15 protein-coding genes are annotated in these 15,896 nt (G+C 63.8%); 4 read left to right on the top strand and 11 right to left on the bottom strand.

Annotated features, from left to right (window positions below; all coding sequences use genetic code 11):
• Complete coding sequence (locus AC0L3S_RS05275) at positions 1 to 1,854, bottom strand: flavin-containing monooxygenase (RefSeq protein WP_473278326.1); 1,854 nt, start codon at positions 1,852 to 1,854, stop codon at positions 1 to 3.
• Between the two features lie 176 nt (positions 1,855 to 2,030).
• Here AC0L3S_RS05275 and AC0L3S_RS05270 point away from each other — a divergent pair, with 176 nt between their 5' ends.
• Entirely contained in the window at positions 2,031 to 3,656 is a 1,626-nt protein-coding gene (locus AC0L3S_RS05270; protein WP_473278325.1) for a long-chain fatty acid--CoA ligase, read from the top strand.
• A 43-nt stretch (positions 3,657 to 3,699) separates the two neighbouring features.
• Positions 3,700 to 4,911, top strand: a complete 1,212-nt coding sequence (locus tag AC0L3S_RS05265; RefSeq protein ID WP_473278324.1) for an acyl-CoA dehydrogenase family protein — start codon at positions 3,700 to 3,702, stop codon at positions 4,909 to 4,911.
• A 21-nt stretch (positions 4,912 to 4,932) separates the two neighbouring features.
• Here AC0L3S_RS05265 and AC0L3S_RS05260 read toward each other — a convergent pair whose 3' ends face one another.
• The 5 genes from AC0L3S_RS05260 to AC0L3S_RS05240 all read right to left on the bottom strand — a co-directional run bounded on the left by AC0L3S_RS05260 (position 4,933) and on the right by AC0L3S_RS05240 (position 9,774).
• Positions 4,933 to 5,799, bottom strand: a complete 867-nt coding sequence (locus tag AC0L3S_RS05260; RefSeq protein ID WP_473278323.1) for an efflux RND transporter periplasmic adaptor subunit — start codon at positions 5,797 to 5,799, stop codon at positions 4,933 to 4,935.
• Positions 5,796 to 6,002 carry a DUF1656 domain-containing protein gene (locus AC0L3S_RS05255; RefSeq protein ID WP_027517340.1) on the bottom strand — a complete coding sequence of 69 codons (207 nt, stop codon included), beginning with the start codon at positions 6,000 to 6,002 and terminating at the stop codon, positions 5,796 to 5,798. Before AC0L3S_RS05255 ends, AC0L3S_RS05260 begins: the two co-directional genes overlap by 4 nt.
• On the bottom strand, positions 5,999 to 8,050 hold the full coding sequence (locus AC0L3S_RS05250) for an FUSC family protein (protein WP_473278322.1): 2,052 nt from the start codon (positions 8,048 to 8,050) through the stop codon (positions 5,999 to 6,001). Before AC0L3S_RS05250 ends, AC0L3S_RS05255 begins: the two co-directional genes overlap by 4 nt.
• Before the next feature lie 217 nt (positions 8,051 to 8,267).
• On the bottom strand, positions 8,268 to 9,176 hold the full coding sequence (locus AC0L3S_RS05245; protein ID WP_473257609.1) for an amino acid ABC transporter substrate-binding protein: 909 nt from the start codon (positions 9,174 to 9,176) through the stop codon (positions 8,268 to 8,270).
• A 178-nt stretch (positions 9,177 to 9,354) separates the two neighbouring features.
• A complete protein-coding gene (locus tag AC0L3S_RS05240; RefSeq protein ID WP_473257611.1) occupies positions 9,355 to 9,774 on the bottom strand; it encodes a nuclear transport factor 2 family protein in 420 nt (139 codons plus the stop codon).
• Between the two features lie 143 nt (positions 9,775 to 9,917).
• On the opposite strand from AC0L3S_RS05240, the gene AC0L3S_RS05235 reads away from it, so the two are divergent.
• Positions 9,918 to 11,159, top strand: a complete 1,242-nt coding sequence (locus AC0L3S_RS05235) for an amidohydrolase family protein (RefSeq protein WP_473278321.1) — start codon at positions 9,918 to 9,920, stop codon at positions 11,157 to 11,159.
• 212 nt (positions 11,160 to 11,371) lie between these two features.
• Positions 11,372 to 11,683 (top strand): hypothetical protein, encoded by a 312-nt coding sequence (locus AC0L3S_RS05230; RefSeq protein WP_473257615.1) that lies wholly within the window; start codon positions 11,372 to 11,374, stop codon positions 11,681 to 11,683.
• 12 nt (positions 11,684 to 11,695) lie between these two features.
• Here AC0L3S_RS05230 and AC0L3S_RS05225 read toward each other — a convergent pair whose 3' ends face one another.
• The 5 genes from AC0L3S_RS05225 to AC0L3S_RS05205 all read right to left on the bottom strand — a co-directional run bounded on the left by AC0L3S_RS05225 (position 11,696) and on the right by AC0L3S_RS05205 (position 15,869).
• Entirely contained in the window at positions 11,696 to 12,619 is a 924-nt protein-coding gene (locus tag AC0L3S_RS05225) for a DUF1932 domain-containing protein (protein WP_473278320.1), read from the bottom strand.
• The gene (locus AC0L3S_RS05220; RefSeq protein WP_473257619.1) at positions 12,619 to 13,488 is read right to left on the bottom strand and encodes a substrate-binding domain-containing protein; all 870 of its coding nucleotides are present in this window, start codon (positions 13,486 to 13,488) and stop codon (positions 12,619 to 12,621) included. The genes AC0L3S_RS05225 and AC0L3S_RS05220 overlap by 1 nt, the downstream gene beginning before the upstream one ends.
• Positions 13,489 to 13,507: 19 nt before the next feature.
• The gene (locus AC0L3S_RS05215; RefSeq protein ID WP_473278319.1) at positions 13,508 to 14,191 is read right to left on the bottom strand and encodes a 4-carboxy-4-hydroxy-2-oxoadipate aldolase/oxaloacetate decarboxylase; all 684 of its coding nucleotides are present in this window, start codon (positions 14,189 to 14,191) and stop codon (positions 13,508 to 13,510) included.
• The gene (locus AC0L3S_RS05210) at positions 14,188 to 14,901 is read right to left on the bottom strand and encodes a PIG-L deacetylase family protein (RefSeq protein ID WP_473278318.1); all 714 of its coding nucleotides are present in this window, start codon (positions 14,899 to 14,901) and stop codon (positions 14,188 to 14,190) included. The genes AC0L3S_RS05215 and AC0L3S_RS05210 overlap by 4 nt, the downstream gene beginning before the upstream one ends.
• An 83-nt stretch (positions 14,902 to 14,984) precedes the next feature.
• Positions 14,985 to 15,869, bottom strand: a complete 885-nt coding sequence (locus AC0L3S_RS05205; protein ID WP_473278317.1) for an amidohydrolase family protein — start codon at positions 15,867 to 15,869, stop codon at positions 14,985 to 14,987.
• Positions 15,870 to 15,896: the final 27 nt, after the last annotated feature.

The following is a 15,896-nucleotide window of genomic DNA, read 5'->3' as shown; positions in this document are numbered from 1 at the left end:
TTACCCGGACGAAGGCGCCGACTCCATGGCGTGATCATACGACATTTCCAGTCCGTCCAAATTGCCCTCCTTGCGCCACTTGTTGAGCAGCCGCAGGAATGCCACCGGCCCGCGCCAATACTGGCTGTTTCTCGCCGCGATCGGATCGAACACGCCTTCATTGTTGTAGTAGCCGGGCGTGCATTCAGCGAGGTAGGTCTGGCGTCCGAGCGCGGCTTTGACCACCTCCTCAACCCAGGCGTTTTCGGCCGCCAGCGTCGGCTCAAGAGTTCGCGCCTTGCGCTTGCGCGCTTCAGCGATCACGTAGGCGATGTGCTGCGACTGCTCGTCGATGATGTGCGGAAAGTTGGCGCTCTGGCCGGCCTGCACCATGACGATCAGGAAGCAGTTCGGGAAGCCGCGGCTGTAGAAGCCATGCATCGTCTTGACGCCGTCGCGCCAGCGCTCGGACAGACTCGTGCCATCGCGTCCATAAATCTCGAAGCCCATACGACGGGCGTAATCGGTGCCGACTTCAAAACCGCTCGCATAGATCAGGCAGTCGAGCTCATAGGCCTTGCCGTCGACCACGACGGCGTTCTCGGTGATGCGCTCGACGCCTTGCCCCCTGGTGTCGACGAGATGCACGTTGGGACGATTGAAGGTGTCGAGATATTCGTCGTGGAAACACGGCCGCTTGCAGAAGGCCTTGTACCACGGCTTTAACGCCGAAGCAGTTGCCTCGTCCTTGACGATCGCGTCGACGCGCGCCCGGATCTCTTCCATCTTGCGATAATCGGCCTGCTCGATGACCTTGAGCGCCTCCTCGATCGAGGTCACCGGCTGCGTCTGGCGACGCGGCGCCAGCAGTATCTCGCCGAGCAGGCCGGTCCAGCCGTCCTGCACCAGATCCTGTTCGAATGGCTCGCCCGAGATCACCGTGGTGAAATTGTCCATGCGCTCGCGCTGCCAGCCGGGTCTGAGTCCCTGCGCCCAGCTCTGATCCGTCGGGCGGTCGTCGCGCACGCCGATCGCCGACGGCGTACGTTGGAAGACGTAGAGCTCCTTGGCCGAGCGGCCGAGATGCGGCACGCATTGCACGGCGGTGGCGCCGGTGCCGATGATACCGACGCGTTTGTCGCCAAGACCACCAAGATCACCTTCGGCCGTGCCGCCGGTGTAGGCGTAATCCCAGCGGCTAGTGTGGAAGCTGTGTCCCTTGAAGTTTTCGATACCGGGAATGCCCGGCAGCTTCGGACGGCTCAGTGGGCCTCCAGCAAGGATGACGAAGCGCGCGCGGATGCAATCACCGCGATCGGTCTCGACCAGCCAACGTGCCTCGTACTCCTGCCATTCCATGCGCGTGATGACGGTCTGAAACAGCGCGCGCTCGTAGAGATCGAAGTGACGGCCGATGCGGCGCGAATGTTCGTAGATCTCGGGGGCTCGCGCATATTTACGCACCGGCATGTAGCCGGTCTCTTCCAATAACGGCAGGTAGATGTAGCTCTCGGTATCGCAGGCCGCACCAGGGTAGCGATTCCAGTACCAGGTGCCGCCGAAATCGGCGGCCTTTTCCACGACCCGGAAATCATCGATGCCGGCCGCGCGCAGTCGCGCGCCACACAGAAGGCCGCCGAAGCCGCCGCCGACGATGACCACCTCGGTCTGTTCGCTGACGGCCTCGCGCGCAAATCCGGAATTGGCCCAGGGATCGTCGAGATAGCGCCCAAACTCGCCGGTCACCTCGACATATTGCGCCTTGCCCTCGGTGCGCAGGCGCCGATCGCGCTCGTCGCGATAGCGCGCACGGAGTGCGTCAATGTCGAGTGTAGATTCGCCGGCTGCACCGGTCTTGTGTCTTTCCGCTGACATCCGTTTCCTCCCCGGCGGAAACTGCTTCGCCGGCAGCTCGCATCACTTAGCCCTGAAAAAGAGACGCATGCAATCAGGTCCCTCGCTTTTTACGTGAACGTCGCGTGGCGTTCCGCTAACCTCAAGCGCACATCACAAGCGCACGCCGCGCAACGACGTGGCGATCCGGAGGAACGATGCAGGGATTGATGATGGATATGCCGCTCCTGATCAGCGGCCTGATCCAGTATGCCGCCGATTATCACGCCGAGGCCGAGGTCGTCGCCCGCGAGATCGAGGGCGACATCCATCGCTACACCTATGCGGACGCCCATCCGCGCATCAAGCGCATGGCATTGGCGCTCAAGAGGCTCAGCATGATGCCCGGCGACAGGGTCGGCACGCTGGCCTGGAATACGCACCGGCATTTCGAAATGTTCTACGCCGCGCCGGGCATGGGCTATGTGCTGCACACGATCAACCCGCGGCTGTTCCCCGAACAGCTCGTCTATATCGTCAATCATGCCGAGGACCGGCTGCTGTTCATCGACCGCGCCACGCTGCCGATCGTGGAGGCAATCGCGCCGCAGCTCAAATCGATCGAAGCCTATGTCGTGATGTGCTCGCGCGAGCGGATGCCGGAGACCAAACTTGCCAACGTCCATTGCTACGAGGAGCTTCTGGACAAAGAGAACGACGCCGGCTTCGTCTGGCCGGAGTTCGACGAAAAGTCGGCGTCCACGATCTGCTACACCTCCGGCACCACCGGCAATCCGAAGGGCGTGATCTATTCGCACCGCGCCGCGATCCTGCAGACCATGGTCTCCTGCAATTTCGACTTCCTGCCCGGGCACCTGGAAGGCGTGCGCGAGGTGATGATGCCGATGGCGCCGCTGTTCCACGGCAACGGCTGGAACATGCCGTTCACCGCGCCCTATACCGGATCGAAGCTGGTGCTGCCCGGCCGCAATTACGAGCCGGACAAGCTCTACGAATTGCTTGAAGGAGAGAAGGTGACGCTGTCGGCGGGCGTGCCTAGCTTCTGGCTGATCCTGCTCGACTGGCTCGGACGCACCGGCAACAGGTTCTCGACACTTCGCGCAACATTGTCGTCAGGCTCGGCGCCGCCGCGCGCGATGGTCGAGAAGCTCAAGCGTGAGTATGACATCGACTACATCCAGGCCTGGGGCATGACCGAAGCGTTGGGCTGCTCGATGCCGGGCCTTCGGCCGGGCTCCGAGCATCTCGAAGACAAGGAGAAGTTCGACCGCCGCCAGGTGTCCGGCCGCGCGTGTTTCGGCACCGCCTTGCGCATCGTCGACGACGGCGGCAACGAGCTGCCGCGCGACGGCAAGAGCGTCGGCCATCTGCGCGCGCGGGGACCGTGGGTTGCGTCCGGCTACATGAAACTCGACGAAGGCCTGGACCGCGACGGCTGGCTGATCACCGGTGACATGGCCGTGATCGACCCCCAGGGCCACGTCACGCTGACCGACCGCTCCAAGGACGTGATCAAGTCCGGCGGCGAATGGATCTCCTCGATCCAGCTCGAGGACGTCGCCTTGTCTCACCCCGATGTGCTGCAAGCCGCCGTGGTCGCGATCAACCATGAGAAATGGCAGGAGCGGCCTCTGCTCATCGTCGTCCGCAAGAAGGGCGCGACCGTCGACGGCAAGACGCTGCTCGACCACATGCGCCCGAAAATCGCGAGCTGGTGGATGCCCGACGCCGTCGAGTTCATGGACGAGTTCCCGATGACCGGCACCGGCAAGGTGCTTAAATCGGCGCTGCGCGAGAAATTCAAAGAGTATCGCGTCGCCTGAGCCGATTGCGCGCCAGCCTGTCCATCGATCGAGGAGACCAAAGATGCTCTACCCGATGTCCCCCAAAGTCGTCGAGCTGAAGCGCAGGCTCGACGGTTTCATGGACCGGCACATCTATCCGAACGAGGAACGCTTTTATCGCGAGGCGGAGGAGCTGGGGCCCTGGAAGGTCTATCCGGTCGTCGAGGAGCTGAAGCCGCTGGCGCGCGCCGAAGGTCTCTGGAATTTGTTCCTGCCGGACTCCGGGCACGGTGCAGGCCTGACCAATCTCGAATATGCCCCGCTTTGCGAAGTCATGGGCCGCTCGCATCTCGCGCCCGAAGTCTTCAACTGTTCGGCGCCCGATACCGGCAACATGGAGGTGCTGGAGCGCTATGGCACGGAGAACGACAAGGAGCGCTGGCTGAAGCCGTTGCTCGCAGGCGAAATCCGCTCCTGCTTCGCCATGACCGAGCCTGCCGTCGCCTCGTCCGATGCGACCAACATCGAAAGCTCGATCGTCCGCGACGGCGACCATTACGTCATCAACGGCCGAAAATGGTACACCACCAACGCGACCGACCCGCGCTGCAAGATCTGCATTTTCATGGGCAAGACTGATCCCGACAATGCGGACCGCCACAAGCAGCAATCCATGATCCTGGTGCCGATGGACACAGCGGGCGTCGCGGTCAAGCGTCCCCTGCCCGTGTTCGGCTTCTACGGCGTGCCCGATCGCGCCTCCGAGGTCGTCTTCACCGATGTGCGCGTGCCCAAGGAGAACATGCTGCTCGGCGAGGGCCGTGGTTTCGAGATCGCGCAGGGACGCCTCGGCCCGGGGCGTATCCATCACTGCATGCGGCTGATCGGGCTCTCCGAGCGCACGCTGGAAAAGATGTGCCGCCGGGTGCGCAGCCGCGTCGCCTTCGGCAAGCCGGTTTCCGAGCAGACGGTGACGCAGGAGCGCATCGCAGAATCCCGCATCATGATCGAGCAGGCCCGGTTGCTGACGCTCAACGCCGCCTACGCGATGGATACCGTCGGCAACAAGGTGGCGAAAGCCGAGATTGCGATGATCAAGGTCGCCGTGCCCAACATGGCCTGCCAGATCATCGACTGGGCGATCCAGGCCCACGGCGGCGGCGGCACGTCGAACGACTTCGGATTGACGCAGGCCTATGCGACCGCGCGTTTGCTGCGTCTCGCCGACGGCCCGGACGAAGTCCACAGGAACCAGATCGCGCGGTTCGAGCTGAAGAAATATTCGAACGCTTGAATCGGGCGATGGCAATCGCGCCTAATTCAGCACCTCCACCGTCGCTGAGCGCCCGGCCACCAGCGACATCCCGTCAGGCACATGATCCAGCGCGATGCGTACCGGCACGCGCTGGGCGAGGCGCACCCAGCTGAAGGTCGGGTTGACGTTGGCAAGCAGGCTGGCGCCCTCGACGCGGTCGCGGTCCTCGATGCCGGCGGCGATGCTCTCGACATGGCCCGGCAGCGTCACCTTCTCGCCCATCAGGCGGACCTGCACCTTGTCACCGATACGAATGCGCGCAAGTTTCGTCTCCTCGAAATAGCCTTCGACATGCAGCGTATCGCTGTCGACCAGCGCCATCACGCCTTTCCCGGCCGTGACATAGGCGCCGGGACGCAGATCCATGTTAGTGATCACGCCGTTCACGGAGGCATGCACCTCGCTGCGATCGAGATTGAGCTGGGCGACCGCGCGGTCGGCAACGGCCGCATCGAAAGCCGCCTTGGCCTGGAGCTGGGTGGCCAGCACCTGCTCCTGTTTCTGCTGCGACACGGCGTCGGTCGTCAGCGCGCTGTAGCGCTTCAAATCGGCATTGGCCTGATCGAGCGTAGCCTGATGACCGGCCACCGACGCATCGGCCTGCCGCAGCGCCAGCGCAAAACGCTCGCGGTCGATCTTGAACAGGACGTCACCGCGATGGACCTTCTGGTTGTCCTTGACCAACACTTCGGTCACGAAGCCCGACACATCGGGCGCGACCTGCACCACGTCGGCGCGCACCCGGCCGTCGCGGGTCCATGGCTGCTCCATGTAATAGACCCAGAGCTCGCGGCCGACAGCGAGCGCGGCGACGACGGCAAGGAGCGTCAACGCGAGGCGCCCGAGCCAGGCAACATTCCCTTTCATGCAAGATACTCCGAGAGATAGACGACGACGCCGAGAATGCAGACATAGATCGCGAAATCGAACAGCGCGCGGTGCCAGACCAGCCGGTAAAGATCAAAGCGCTGCATGAAGCGGCGCAGCAGAGCACTCAGTGCGTAGGCGATGATGATCCACAACAGCAGCGCTGGCACGAGCACACCGTAGATATCGATCACGTATCTCACGCCGCAACACTCTCGCCTGCCCGCGGCCGATAGGCCGGTGCGTCCGGAAACAGGCCGCGCCTTATGCCGACGAGGCCGACCAGAGCGTCCTCGCGCGCCTTTCCGTTGGGATCCTTCACCGCCCGGGCCAGTGCCCGATCGACGCTTGTCAGAAGTTCGGCCGGCATTCCATCACCCGCATATCTGCGGCAGGCGATGGCGAGCTGATCGAGCATGTCGTCGATCACGGCAATGGTGGATGCCGCAAGCCCGTAGCGGGCGCGCCGCAGATCGATGATGTTGATTCCGATACGAAGCTGGACCAGGCTCTCGGCGTCGCGGCGGTCACTCTCGGAGAGAAACGCGATTCGCTGCACCAGAAGGCCGAGCCGGTGCAGCATCAGGCCCGCGAACTCCGCGCGATCCCGCTTGCCGCGCCGTTCGGCGGCGACCGCGAGCGCCGTCCAGTTCGACAGCACCAGGCGGTTGGCGATCCACTCCGCCCCCACCCCACGCGCGATCCGCGTCACCAGCTCGGCAATGATGACACCGACGAAGAAGGCGACAGCGGAATTTGCGTAGGACGCGAAATCCGCGCTGTAGGTCGATTGCAGCGCCAGCAGCGTCGCCGTGTTGGCCGCGAGCGCCATGCCGGTTCCGGTCGTTGCGGGCCGTGCGATCAGGAAGCCATAGAAGAGGAACGTTGGCGCGAGCGCGACGACCAAAACCTCGAGATGCGAGATCGCGGGCACCAGCGCAAAAAGGTAGATCGCCACGACGACAATGGCGACCAGGGACCACAGGCCAAAACTGCGGATGAAGCGCGCGGGCTCGTCCTGCGCGGCGAAGAACGAACAGGCGACGGCCGCCATCATCGGCGCCGACGCGCCGTCCGGCCAGCCGGTACCGATCCAGAACGCGCAGCAGATCAGGATGGCTGCCGACGCGCCGGCAGCCGACCACAGGGCAAGGCCGCGATCCCTATGGCGCACCGGCGCGGCACCTGCTTCGGATTGGAAATCCAGATCGAGGGTCGAGACGTTCCGGTTCTCGACGATCGCTTCCGTCAGGGCGCGGCAATCGCGCGAGAGGTCGACCAGCTCGCGCAGCCGCGACAACAGGCTGGTGACGATGATCCGCTCCCAGGACGCGCTGTCGTCGAGGACCGCCTGCTGCCGTGCGATCATGGCGCGAATCCGCTCGGCCGGCTGCCGTTCGTTGGCGTCGCTCGTGATCCATCCCGCGAGATCTTCCAGGAGCCGCCCCAGCTCGGGTTGCCGCCTCAACGCCTCCTCGCCCAGCGCGGCGAGCCGGTCCTCGAGCGAAGCGATCACCGGCAAAAGCATCAGCATGCGAAGCCGGATTTCACCCAGTGCGACGACGGCATTGCGGTCGGTCAACCGGTCATAAGCAAGATGGGTGGAGAGCGTGTCGATGTCGACGATGTCGGTCGCAAGCTTGATGCGCTTGCCGCGGCGGGTTTCGTTCGTCCCGTGGCGCAGCAGGACGACTTGACTTAGGCGCTGCGCGTCCGCCACCCAATTCTCGATCCGATTGGCAACAGCCGGCGCGACGCTGCGCGGAAAGACGATGGTCGAAACCAGGCTGGCGCAGATGATGCCGAGCGAAATTTCCTCGAGCCTTGCCACCGCGGTTTCGAAAATGGCGCCCGGCTCGGACACCGAGGGAAAGCCGATCAGCGCCACCGTGTACCCGGCCAGCATGAAGACGTAGCTGCGTGGTGTGCCATCGAGCAGCGAGAGATAAAGACAGAGCCCGACCCAGAGCGCGATCGCGAGGCACAGCAGCTCGGGTGCATCGATCAGGTTTGGGACCAGCGCCACCGTCGTGATCGCGCCGACCAGTGTGCCCATCACGCGGAAGAACGCCTTCGAGCTGGTCGCCCCCGCCAGCGGCTGCGAGGTGATGTATACGGTCGCCATGGCCCAATAAGGCCGCGGCAGATCCATTGCCAGCGCGATGACGAGCGCCAGGATCGACGCGGCGAACGTCTTCAAAGCGAAAATCAGGTCCGCGTGGCGGACCGGGAACGGTTCATTTGCGCGCATGGCTATTTCGCTTCGGCGTCGGTCTCTGGCGGCTTGCCCACCGTTCTATGCGCAGGAGAGTCGCGAAGGCGACCGCAAGTTCCTCGGGAGCGATATCATGCAGCAGGCTGGCCCGCCCCCGGCCGGACCCGGGGCGCGGTGGACGTTCCCGACGGCCTACTGACATCTCGGCGGGCCGCATGCGCGCGACACGCCTCCGGCCGCGACAGCTCTCGCCTCAGTTGACGACGTACACATCCGGATCGAAGCTGGAGCTCGGCTTCTTGAAGGCGTTGCGCAAGGCGCCCGACATCGGGACGTTGTAGTTGAGGCCGTTCGGCGGGGTCGGCGATTCCAGCCACTTCTTGTACAGGACCTCGATCTCCTGGCTGGCGTACAGCTCTGCAGTCGCGCGATCGGCGAGCGCCTTGAACGGCGCGTCCTCCCGCCGCAGCATGATCCCGTAAGGCTCGGGCTTCGAGAACGTCTCCTCGCTGATCATGAACAGCTGCGGCTCCTTCGAGCGCGCGATCGCGACCGCGAGCTGCACGTCGTCGAGCGCGTAGGCCTGGGCGCGGTCGGTTTCCAGCAACAGGAAGGCCTCGGCCTGGTCCTTGGCCGGCATCACGTTGATGCCGAGATTGCGCTCCGTGTTGACCTTGGCGAGCTGCGTCAGATTGACCGATCCGGCCACCGCGGTCACCGCTTTGCCCTTGAGATCGTCGATGGTGTTGATCTTTGCGGCTTTCTTGGCCGCAAATCGCGTTGCGCTGAGGAAGTGCGTGTTGGTGAAGGCGACCTGCTTCTGGCGATCGGCATTGTTGGTGGTCGCCGAGCAATGCAGGTCGAGCGTCCCGTTGACCATCAGCGGAATCCGGTTCGACGACGTCACGGCGATGGTGTCGACGGCGATGTCGGGCATGCCGAGCTGCTTCTTCACGGCATCCACGATTCTCAGGCAGATATCCATGGCAAAGCCGACCGGCTTCTGGTTGCCATCGAGATAGCTGAACGGGACCGAGGCCTCCTGATAGCCCAGCGTGATCTTCTTGGTCTCTTTGACCTTCTGAAGCGTACCCGACAGGTCTTCGGCGGAGGCGGCAGTTGCAAGGCATGTGAGGGCCAGGACAAGGGTGGGTAAACGCATCGGGAACTCCTCGAGGAGGCTCGCGCCTCCATGCCGGGCGCAGCAATCGCGCCGTTGATAGCGCAGGCGCGCGACAGCCGCCAGACGAGCTTGCGTCTATCAGCTATCGCGGCTTGCGATACGGTGACCGGCCGTTTGTCTCCGTGGAGTCAGGGCGGCTCAACCGCCAGGATGGCGCTTACGCGTCGATACCGCGCTGGACCAGGATGCGCTCGGCGCTGTCGTTCCAGACATCCATCTTGGTGATCTGGCCATTCCGGACCACGAAGCGGTCGACATAGCGGTTGCCCTCGAACGCGGTCCCATCCATCCATTCGCCGTAGAGCGTGCCGACGCTGTAGACCACGGTCTCGCCGTCGCCCGGGCAGATATCGAACCGATCCATCTTCTTCTTGACCCAGCGGTAGCGCTTGGCGTTGAACCCGGTCGGGCCGCGCGGATGATCGAACTCGCGCCCGCCGGTAAAGGTGATCACCGTGCCCGGCGCCATATAGGCCGCGGCGGCGTCCGGATCGGGGATCATCGATGCCGTGAGATAGGCTTCCACGATCTCGGCGTCGGACGACGGACCGGCTTCGGCTTTTGCGGCAACGGACATGGCTCGTTCTCCCCGGTTTGCGGAATACTAACGCCGCTCTCGGGGAATACGTGCATATATTTTGAACATTTCCGTCGCTACACTGCCGACAATCTGGAGCCGCCAAACGCGGCTGACTGCACTAAATTCCTTCCGCAAGAGCCATGATCACCCAATCCGCCTTTGACCTCATTTTTCGCAACGCCTTGCTGCGTGGTGCCGCCGACCCGATGGACATCGGCGTCACGCGCGGCCGGATCACCGCTATCGAACCGACGCTCGCCTGCGAGGCCGTCGAGGTCGATGTCGGCGGGCGCCTCGCCCTGCCCGGCTTCGTTGACAGCCACATCCATCTCGACAAGGCCTGCCTGCTCGGCCGCTGCGGGCATGGTCACGGCAGCGTCTCGGAAGCGATCCGCGCCGTCGCCGGGATGAAGAAGGACTTCACGGTAGAGGACGTATATGAACGCGGCGCCAGGGTGCTCGAACGTGCCATCGTCCACGGCACCACGCGCATGCGCACCCATGTCGAGATCGACCCGCGCATCGGGTTGCGCGGCTTCGAGGCGGTGAAGGCGCTGAAGCGTGACTATGCCTGGGCGATCGACCTGTCGCTCTGTGTCTTTCCTCAGGAAGGCCTCACCAACGATCCCGGCAGCGAGGAGCTTCTGATCCAGGCGCTACGTGACGGCGGCGAGGTGATCGGCGGCTGCCCCTACACCGACACCGACCCGAACGCACATCTCGCCCGCATCTTCGAGCTAGCGCAGGAATTCGACTTCGATGTCGATCTCCATCTCGATTTCGATCTCGATCCCTCCTGGTGGCACCTCGACGAGGTCTGCCGGCAGACCGAGCGGCGCAACTACGGGGGTCGCGTGGCAATCGGCCATGCGACGAAACTCTCCGCACTGCCACCGGAGCGGCTGAAGGCTGCTACCGCGCAATTGGCCAAGGCCGGCGTTGCCGTCACCGTGCTGCCGGCAACCGATCTCTATCTGATGGGGCGCGAGGCGACCCACAACGCGCCGCGTGGGCTGACGCTCGCCCACAAGCTCGCTGGCGAAGGCGTGGTGTGCTCCATCGCGACCAACAACGTGCTCAATCCCTTCACGCCATTCGGTGATGCCTCACTCCTGCGAATGGCGAATTTCTACGCCAACGTCGCGCATGCCTCGGTCAACGACTTCGATACCTGCCTTGATCTCGTGACCGAGCTGCCGGCGCGGCTGATGAACCTCGGGGATTACGGCATCGAGGTTGGGAATCCGGCCGATCTCGTCCTGCTCGATACGCAGGACAGCCGCTTCGCCATCGCCGAACTGCCGGATATCGTGATGGGCTTCAAGAGCGGCCGGCAGACTTTTGCGCGTCAACGGCCCACTCTGTTCAGCCCCGGCTGCTGATCCGCTCTCGTGCATATCTGCATTGAAGGCCGGCTTATTTCCGAGCAGCTTCCGTTCGATGTTACCGCTGATCGTTCCGCAATTCCGAATCCGGTAGATTCCCGGATAGTAGATTCCTGCTGATTCCCGATAGCTGCGCGCATTGCAAGTCCCGCGGTGCCGGTCATAGTAGGACCGGCACTGATGTCTGCATTCAACGGGGAAGCATCGACATGTTCAGCGCATTCAGCGGCATCGACACTCACTCCATTCGAGCGAGAACGCCCAGCGAGGCCGCGGTGAAGCGGCTCGACGGCATCGGGCACGTCCTGTCGGACCTCGATCTGGCGGGCGTCCGGACACAGGATGACCTGACGCGCATGCTCCTGACGCTCGATACGGCCGACAAGTGTATTCGATCGATCCGCGCAGAATTCCGGACCGAAGTCGCGAACGATCGGCTGGCCCGCAAGGCCGAAGACTTGATGGAGTTGATCGAACGCGCCCGCGACGAGTTCACGGGCTGTCGCACGCCAAAGTCCTGAGCAGGAGCCGCCCTATTTCTCGCGATTGATCTTCGCCAGGATTCGGTCCGCCTCGGTGCGCCAATCAGCGCTGCGGGCGAACTCCTCGGTGCCTTTCGTTCCGAACAGGCCCTGATCGGCAAGGTCCGCCACCCAGGCCTGCCGCTCGGCGGTGCCCTGCGCGGACCACGGCGTCAGCCCCGCTTCACGCACAGTCTCGGCGACCTCGCGCACTTCCTCGGCGCGGCGGCGGCCATGCTCGATCACGCGCTGGAAGCAATAAGCGCCCTGCTTCTCCCAATCGATCGTGGGAAAGGTTTCCGCCAGCGAAGCCAGTACCGCATCCTCGACGCCATAGGCGCGCGCGGTGGTGAAGCTTTCGATGACCATGGCCTCCAGGCCCTTGATCATGATGCTGCGACACATCTTCACCGCCGATGAAACACCAAGCTTGTCGCTCGCAACCTTGGCCGCAAAACCGATCGCGTTCAAAAGCGGCTCCAGCTCCCTGGCGCCGGGACCACCGAGCAGCAGTGGCACCTTGATCCGATAAGGCGGCACCGACGTCATGACCGCGCCCTCGACATAGCGTCCGGCGGCGGCATCGATCAGCGCGGCGGCGCGCTGCTTGGCGCCGGGAGACGCCGAATTGAAATCCAGGAACCAGGTGCCCTGATTGATCGCGGCCGCGCAGGCCTTCGCCACCGGCACGGCCTGGCTGGCGGTGACCGCGGAGACGATGAAATCGGATTTAGCGGTGAGCTCGGCGTGTGAGGCTGCGAGCCAGACACCGAATTTTTCAGCATGCTCCTGCAGCGAACCGCCCTGCTCGCCTCCGAGCTTGATGTCATAGGCGGCAACCTTGATGTCCTGCTGGCGCAAATCCTCGGCCAGGATCCTGCCGACCTCGCCGTAACCGACCAGTCCGATCTGCCATCGTCTCGGATCACCCGCCATCAGTTCAATCCTCGCGTCGTCTCGTCGAACAGCTCCTCGACCGCGTAGCGGCGCGGGATCAGCGCCTGCTGGAACGCATAGTCCACGATCAGCTCCAGCGGCTTCCTGTTAGCTTCGATTCCGAACGGAACAAGGTCCGGCATTGCCGCCGGTCCCGCCTGCACCTTGCTCCGCTTGAGGAGATCATAAATGCCCGAAACCACGTCAGGACGCGATTTCGCCAGCTGCTCGGTCACGACCACGAAATGATTGACCGGCACGACGCCGCGGCGCGCGTACCATATGGCGGCTTCCGCGGCCGGATCGGGGAACAGCGTCTTCAGCTTGGGATCATCGGAGGCCTCGCCGAGGACGGCATCGAGCTCGCCGTCGATCAGCATCTGCAAGATCTTCTTGCCGTTCGGCGCGCGCTCGGTGGAGTCGACATATTCTGCCACATGCGGGTCCTCGAACGTGATCCAGCAGATCTTGTCGAGGTTGACGCCGCAGTCGTTGGCGAGGATGCCTCTGATCCAGGCGCCCGTCGTGGTCGTGAACGAGCGGATGCCGACGCGCTTGCCTTCGAGATCGGACGGCCCGAGCGTTCCATGCGCAGGATTATAGAGCGCGTAGGAATGCTGGAAGCGGCCGAGCATGGTGGCAGGCAGTAGCACGAGCGGCTTGCCATGCGCCTTCGCCATCAGATAGGTCACGATCGCCATCTCGCAGACGTCGAAGGCCTGCTCGCGCACCATCGGCTTGAACGCGGTGTTGGTTGGCGTGTATTCGATGAAGTCGAGATCGAAGCGGTCGGAGCGCAGCTCGCCGCTCTTCACCGCCTGGACGTGGGGGTGATTGCCGAGCACGGCCTTCAGCCTGAGACGATCCATCGGCCCGCTCCGCTTCTCTTCAGACATCCTCGGGATTGTCGACATAGACGAGTCCCGCCTTCGCCAAGGCCTCGCGCATGCAGTACATGTCGAGGCCCAGCTCGCCCGCAGCCAGCCGCTTGCGTTTGCCGCCTTCGTCCGCGTTGCGCTTCTTAGCCTTCTCGGCGACCTCGGCTGCGTAACGCTTCGGCAACACCACGACGCCGTCGCTATCGGCCACGATGATGTCGCCGGGATCGACATTGACGCCGGCGCAGACCACGGGAATGTTGACGGAGCCAAGCGTCGCCTTCACCGTGCCCTTGGCCGAGACCGCGCGCGACCACACCGGAAACTTCATCTCGTGCAGTGCCCTGACGTCGCGGCAGCCAGCATCGATGATCAGCCCCTGCACGCCCCGCGCCTGCAACGAGGTTGCGAGCAGCTCACCGAACATGCCGTCGGTGTTGTCGGTGGTACAGCCGACGACGAGGATGTCGCCCTTCCTGCACTGCTCGACCGCGACATGGATCATCCAGTTGTCGCCGGGTTGCGCCAGTACGGTGACCGCGGGGCCGGCGATCGCCGCGCCGACCCAGACCGGCCGCAGATAAGGCTTCATCAGGCCGAGCCGACCATAGGCCTCGTGCACGGTCGAGACGCCGTACTCCGCCATGGCAGCGGGATCGGCTCGCTCAATGTTGCGAACGACGACCGGCTTCATGCCAGCTCCTCCGCTACCGTCGGGAACAAGCGCTGATAGGCCTCGCCATACGTCATGGGAACGCCGGTGTTACGGCTGCCCTGGATGCCGCGGTTGAGCGCGACACGCTCGTAGTAGCCCCAGAGATGTCTTTGCGCGGCGAGGATCTGGAACGCCTCGTACTTCTCCTTCCAGACCTCGTCGATCTTGAGGAGCAGGTCCGGCTTGTAGTTGCACTGCTCGGGCTGGTGCGGCTCGAACAAAAACACCGGCGGCGCAGAGTATTTGTACTGCGCGCCGGGCTTGTGGCCCATGGCCTGCGCGACCACGCGGGTCTCCTGCGCGAAATGCGCGGCGTTCGGATGGTCAAAATTATAGGGGTCCTCCAGCGCGTGCGTCAGCACGAAGCTCGGATTGAGCTCGCGGTAGATGTCGACCATGCGGTCGAAATGCGCTTCCGTCAGCTTCAGCGGATAGTCCCCGCAATCGAAGAACTCTATCTCGGCGCCGAGCAGCTTGGCAGCCCGCTCCGCCTCGTCCTTGCGGCCGGCCTTGACCGATTCCAGCGTCGCGCCCTTCTCCTTCCAGGCGAACTGGCTCTCGCCGCGCTCGCCGTAGGACATGCAGATGATCTTCATGCGATAGCCCTTCTTCGCATGCAGCGCGATGGCGCCGCCAGCGCGCCAGACGAAGTCGCCGGGATGGGCGGTGACTACGAGACCTGTTTTCATGGGACAAACTCCCCTCTTCTGTTCGTCAACGTCATAAGTTCATCAAGCGACGCGGCCGCGCGGCTTGTCGATCGCAAGCGCCGTCATTGGTCGAACTCGAACAGGCGCGCTGGATTGTCGACGAGGATCTTCTGCTGATACTCCGGCTCCGGCGCGAACAGCGGGATCAGGTCGACGAGATCGCCGTCGTTCGGCATCGTCTTGACGTTGGGATGTGGCCAATCGGTGCCCCAGATGACCCGGTCGGGTGCGGTCTCGACGATCTTTCGCGCGAACGGCACGGCATCGGTGAACGGCGGACCGGCCGATGACACCCGTTCCGAGCCGCAGATCTTGACCCAGCACTTCTCGTCGCGCTGCATCAGCTCGATCAGGATCCTGAACGGAAGCTGATCGAGCCCTTCGGACGCCTTCACCCGTCCCATATGGTCAATCGTGTAGCTCAGCGGCAGCCTGGTCAGCATATCGGCGTATTCGGGCAGGTCGATCGCGTCGAAATGCAGGTCGATGTGCCAGCCGAGCGGCGCGACCATCGCGACGATGCGGTCGAACACCCGCTTGTCGGGAACGCCGCCGAGATGGCGGACGAAATTGAAGCGGCAGCCGCGGAAGCCGCCCTCGTGCAGCACGCGGAGCCCGGGCTCGGTGATGGTGTCGTCGATATTGGCAACCGCACGGTAGGCGCCGTTGCTCTGCGCGATGGCGTCGAGCGCCACCGTGTTGTCGGTGCCATGCACACTGGCATTGACGATGACGGCACGTCCAACGCCGAGCTTGGCATGCAGCGCGCGGAGATCGGCGAGCGACGCATCCGGCGGTGTGTAGGAACGGTCCGGCGCGTAAGGGTATTTCGCGCCGGGCCCGAAGATGTGGCAATGCGCATCGCAAGCCAGCTTCGGCAGCTCGAACTTCGGCGTGCGCGTGTCCGGATCGGGCGGCGGAATGGTCGGCGTGTACATCATTGCCATCAGATAAACCGCCGAACCAGATCGTGT

The sequence above is a fragment of the Bradyrhizobium sp. Ken01 genome (assembly GCF_055807355.1).
Note: the sequence above shows the minus strand (reverse complement) of the source record. Positions and strands in the feature narration are given on the sequence as shown.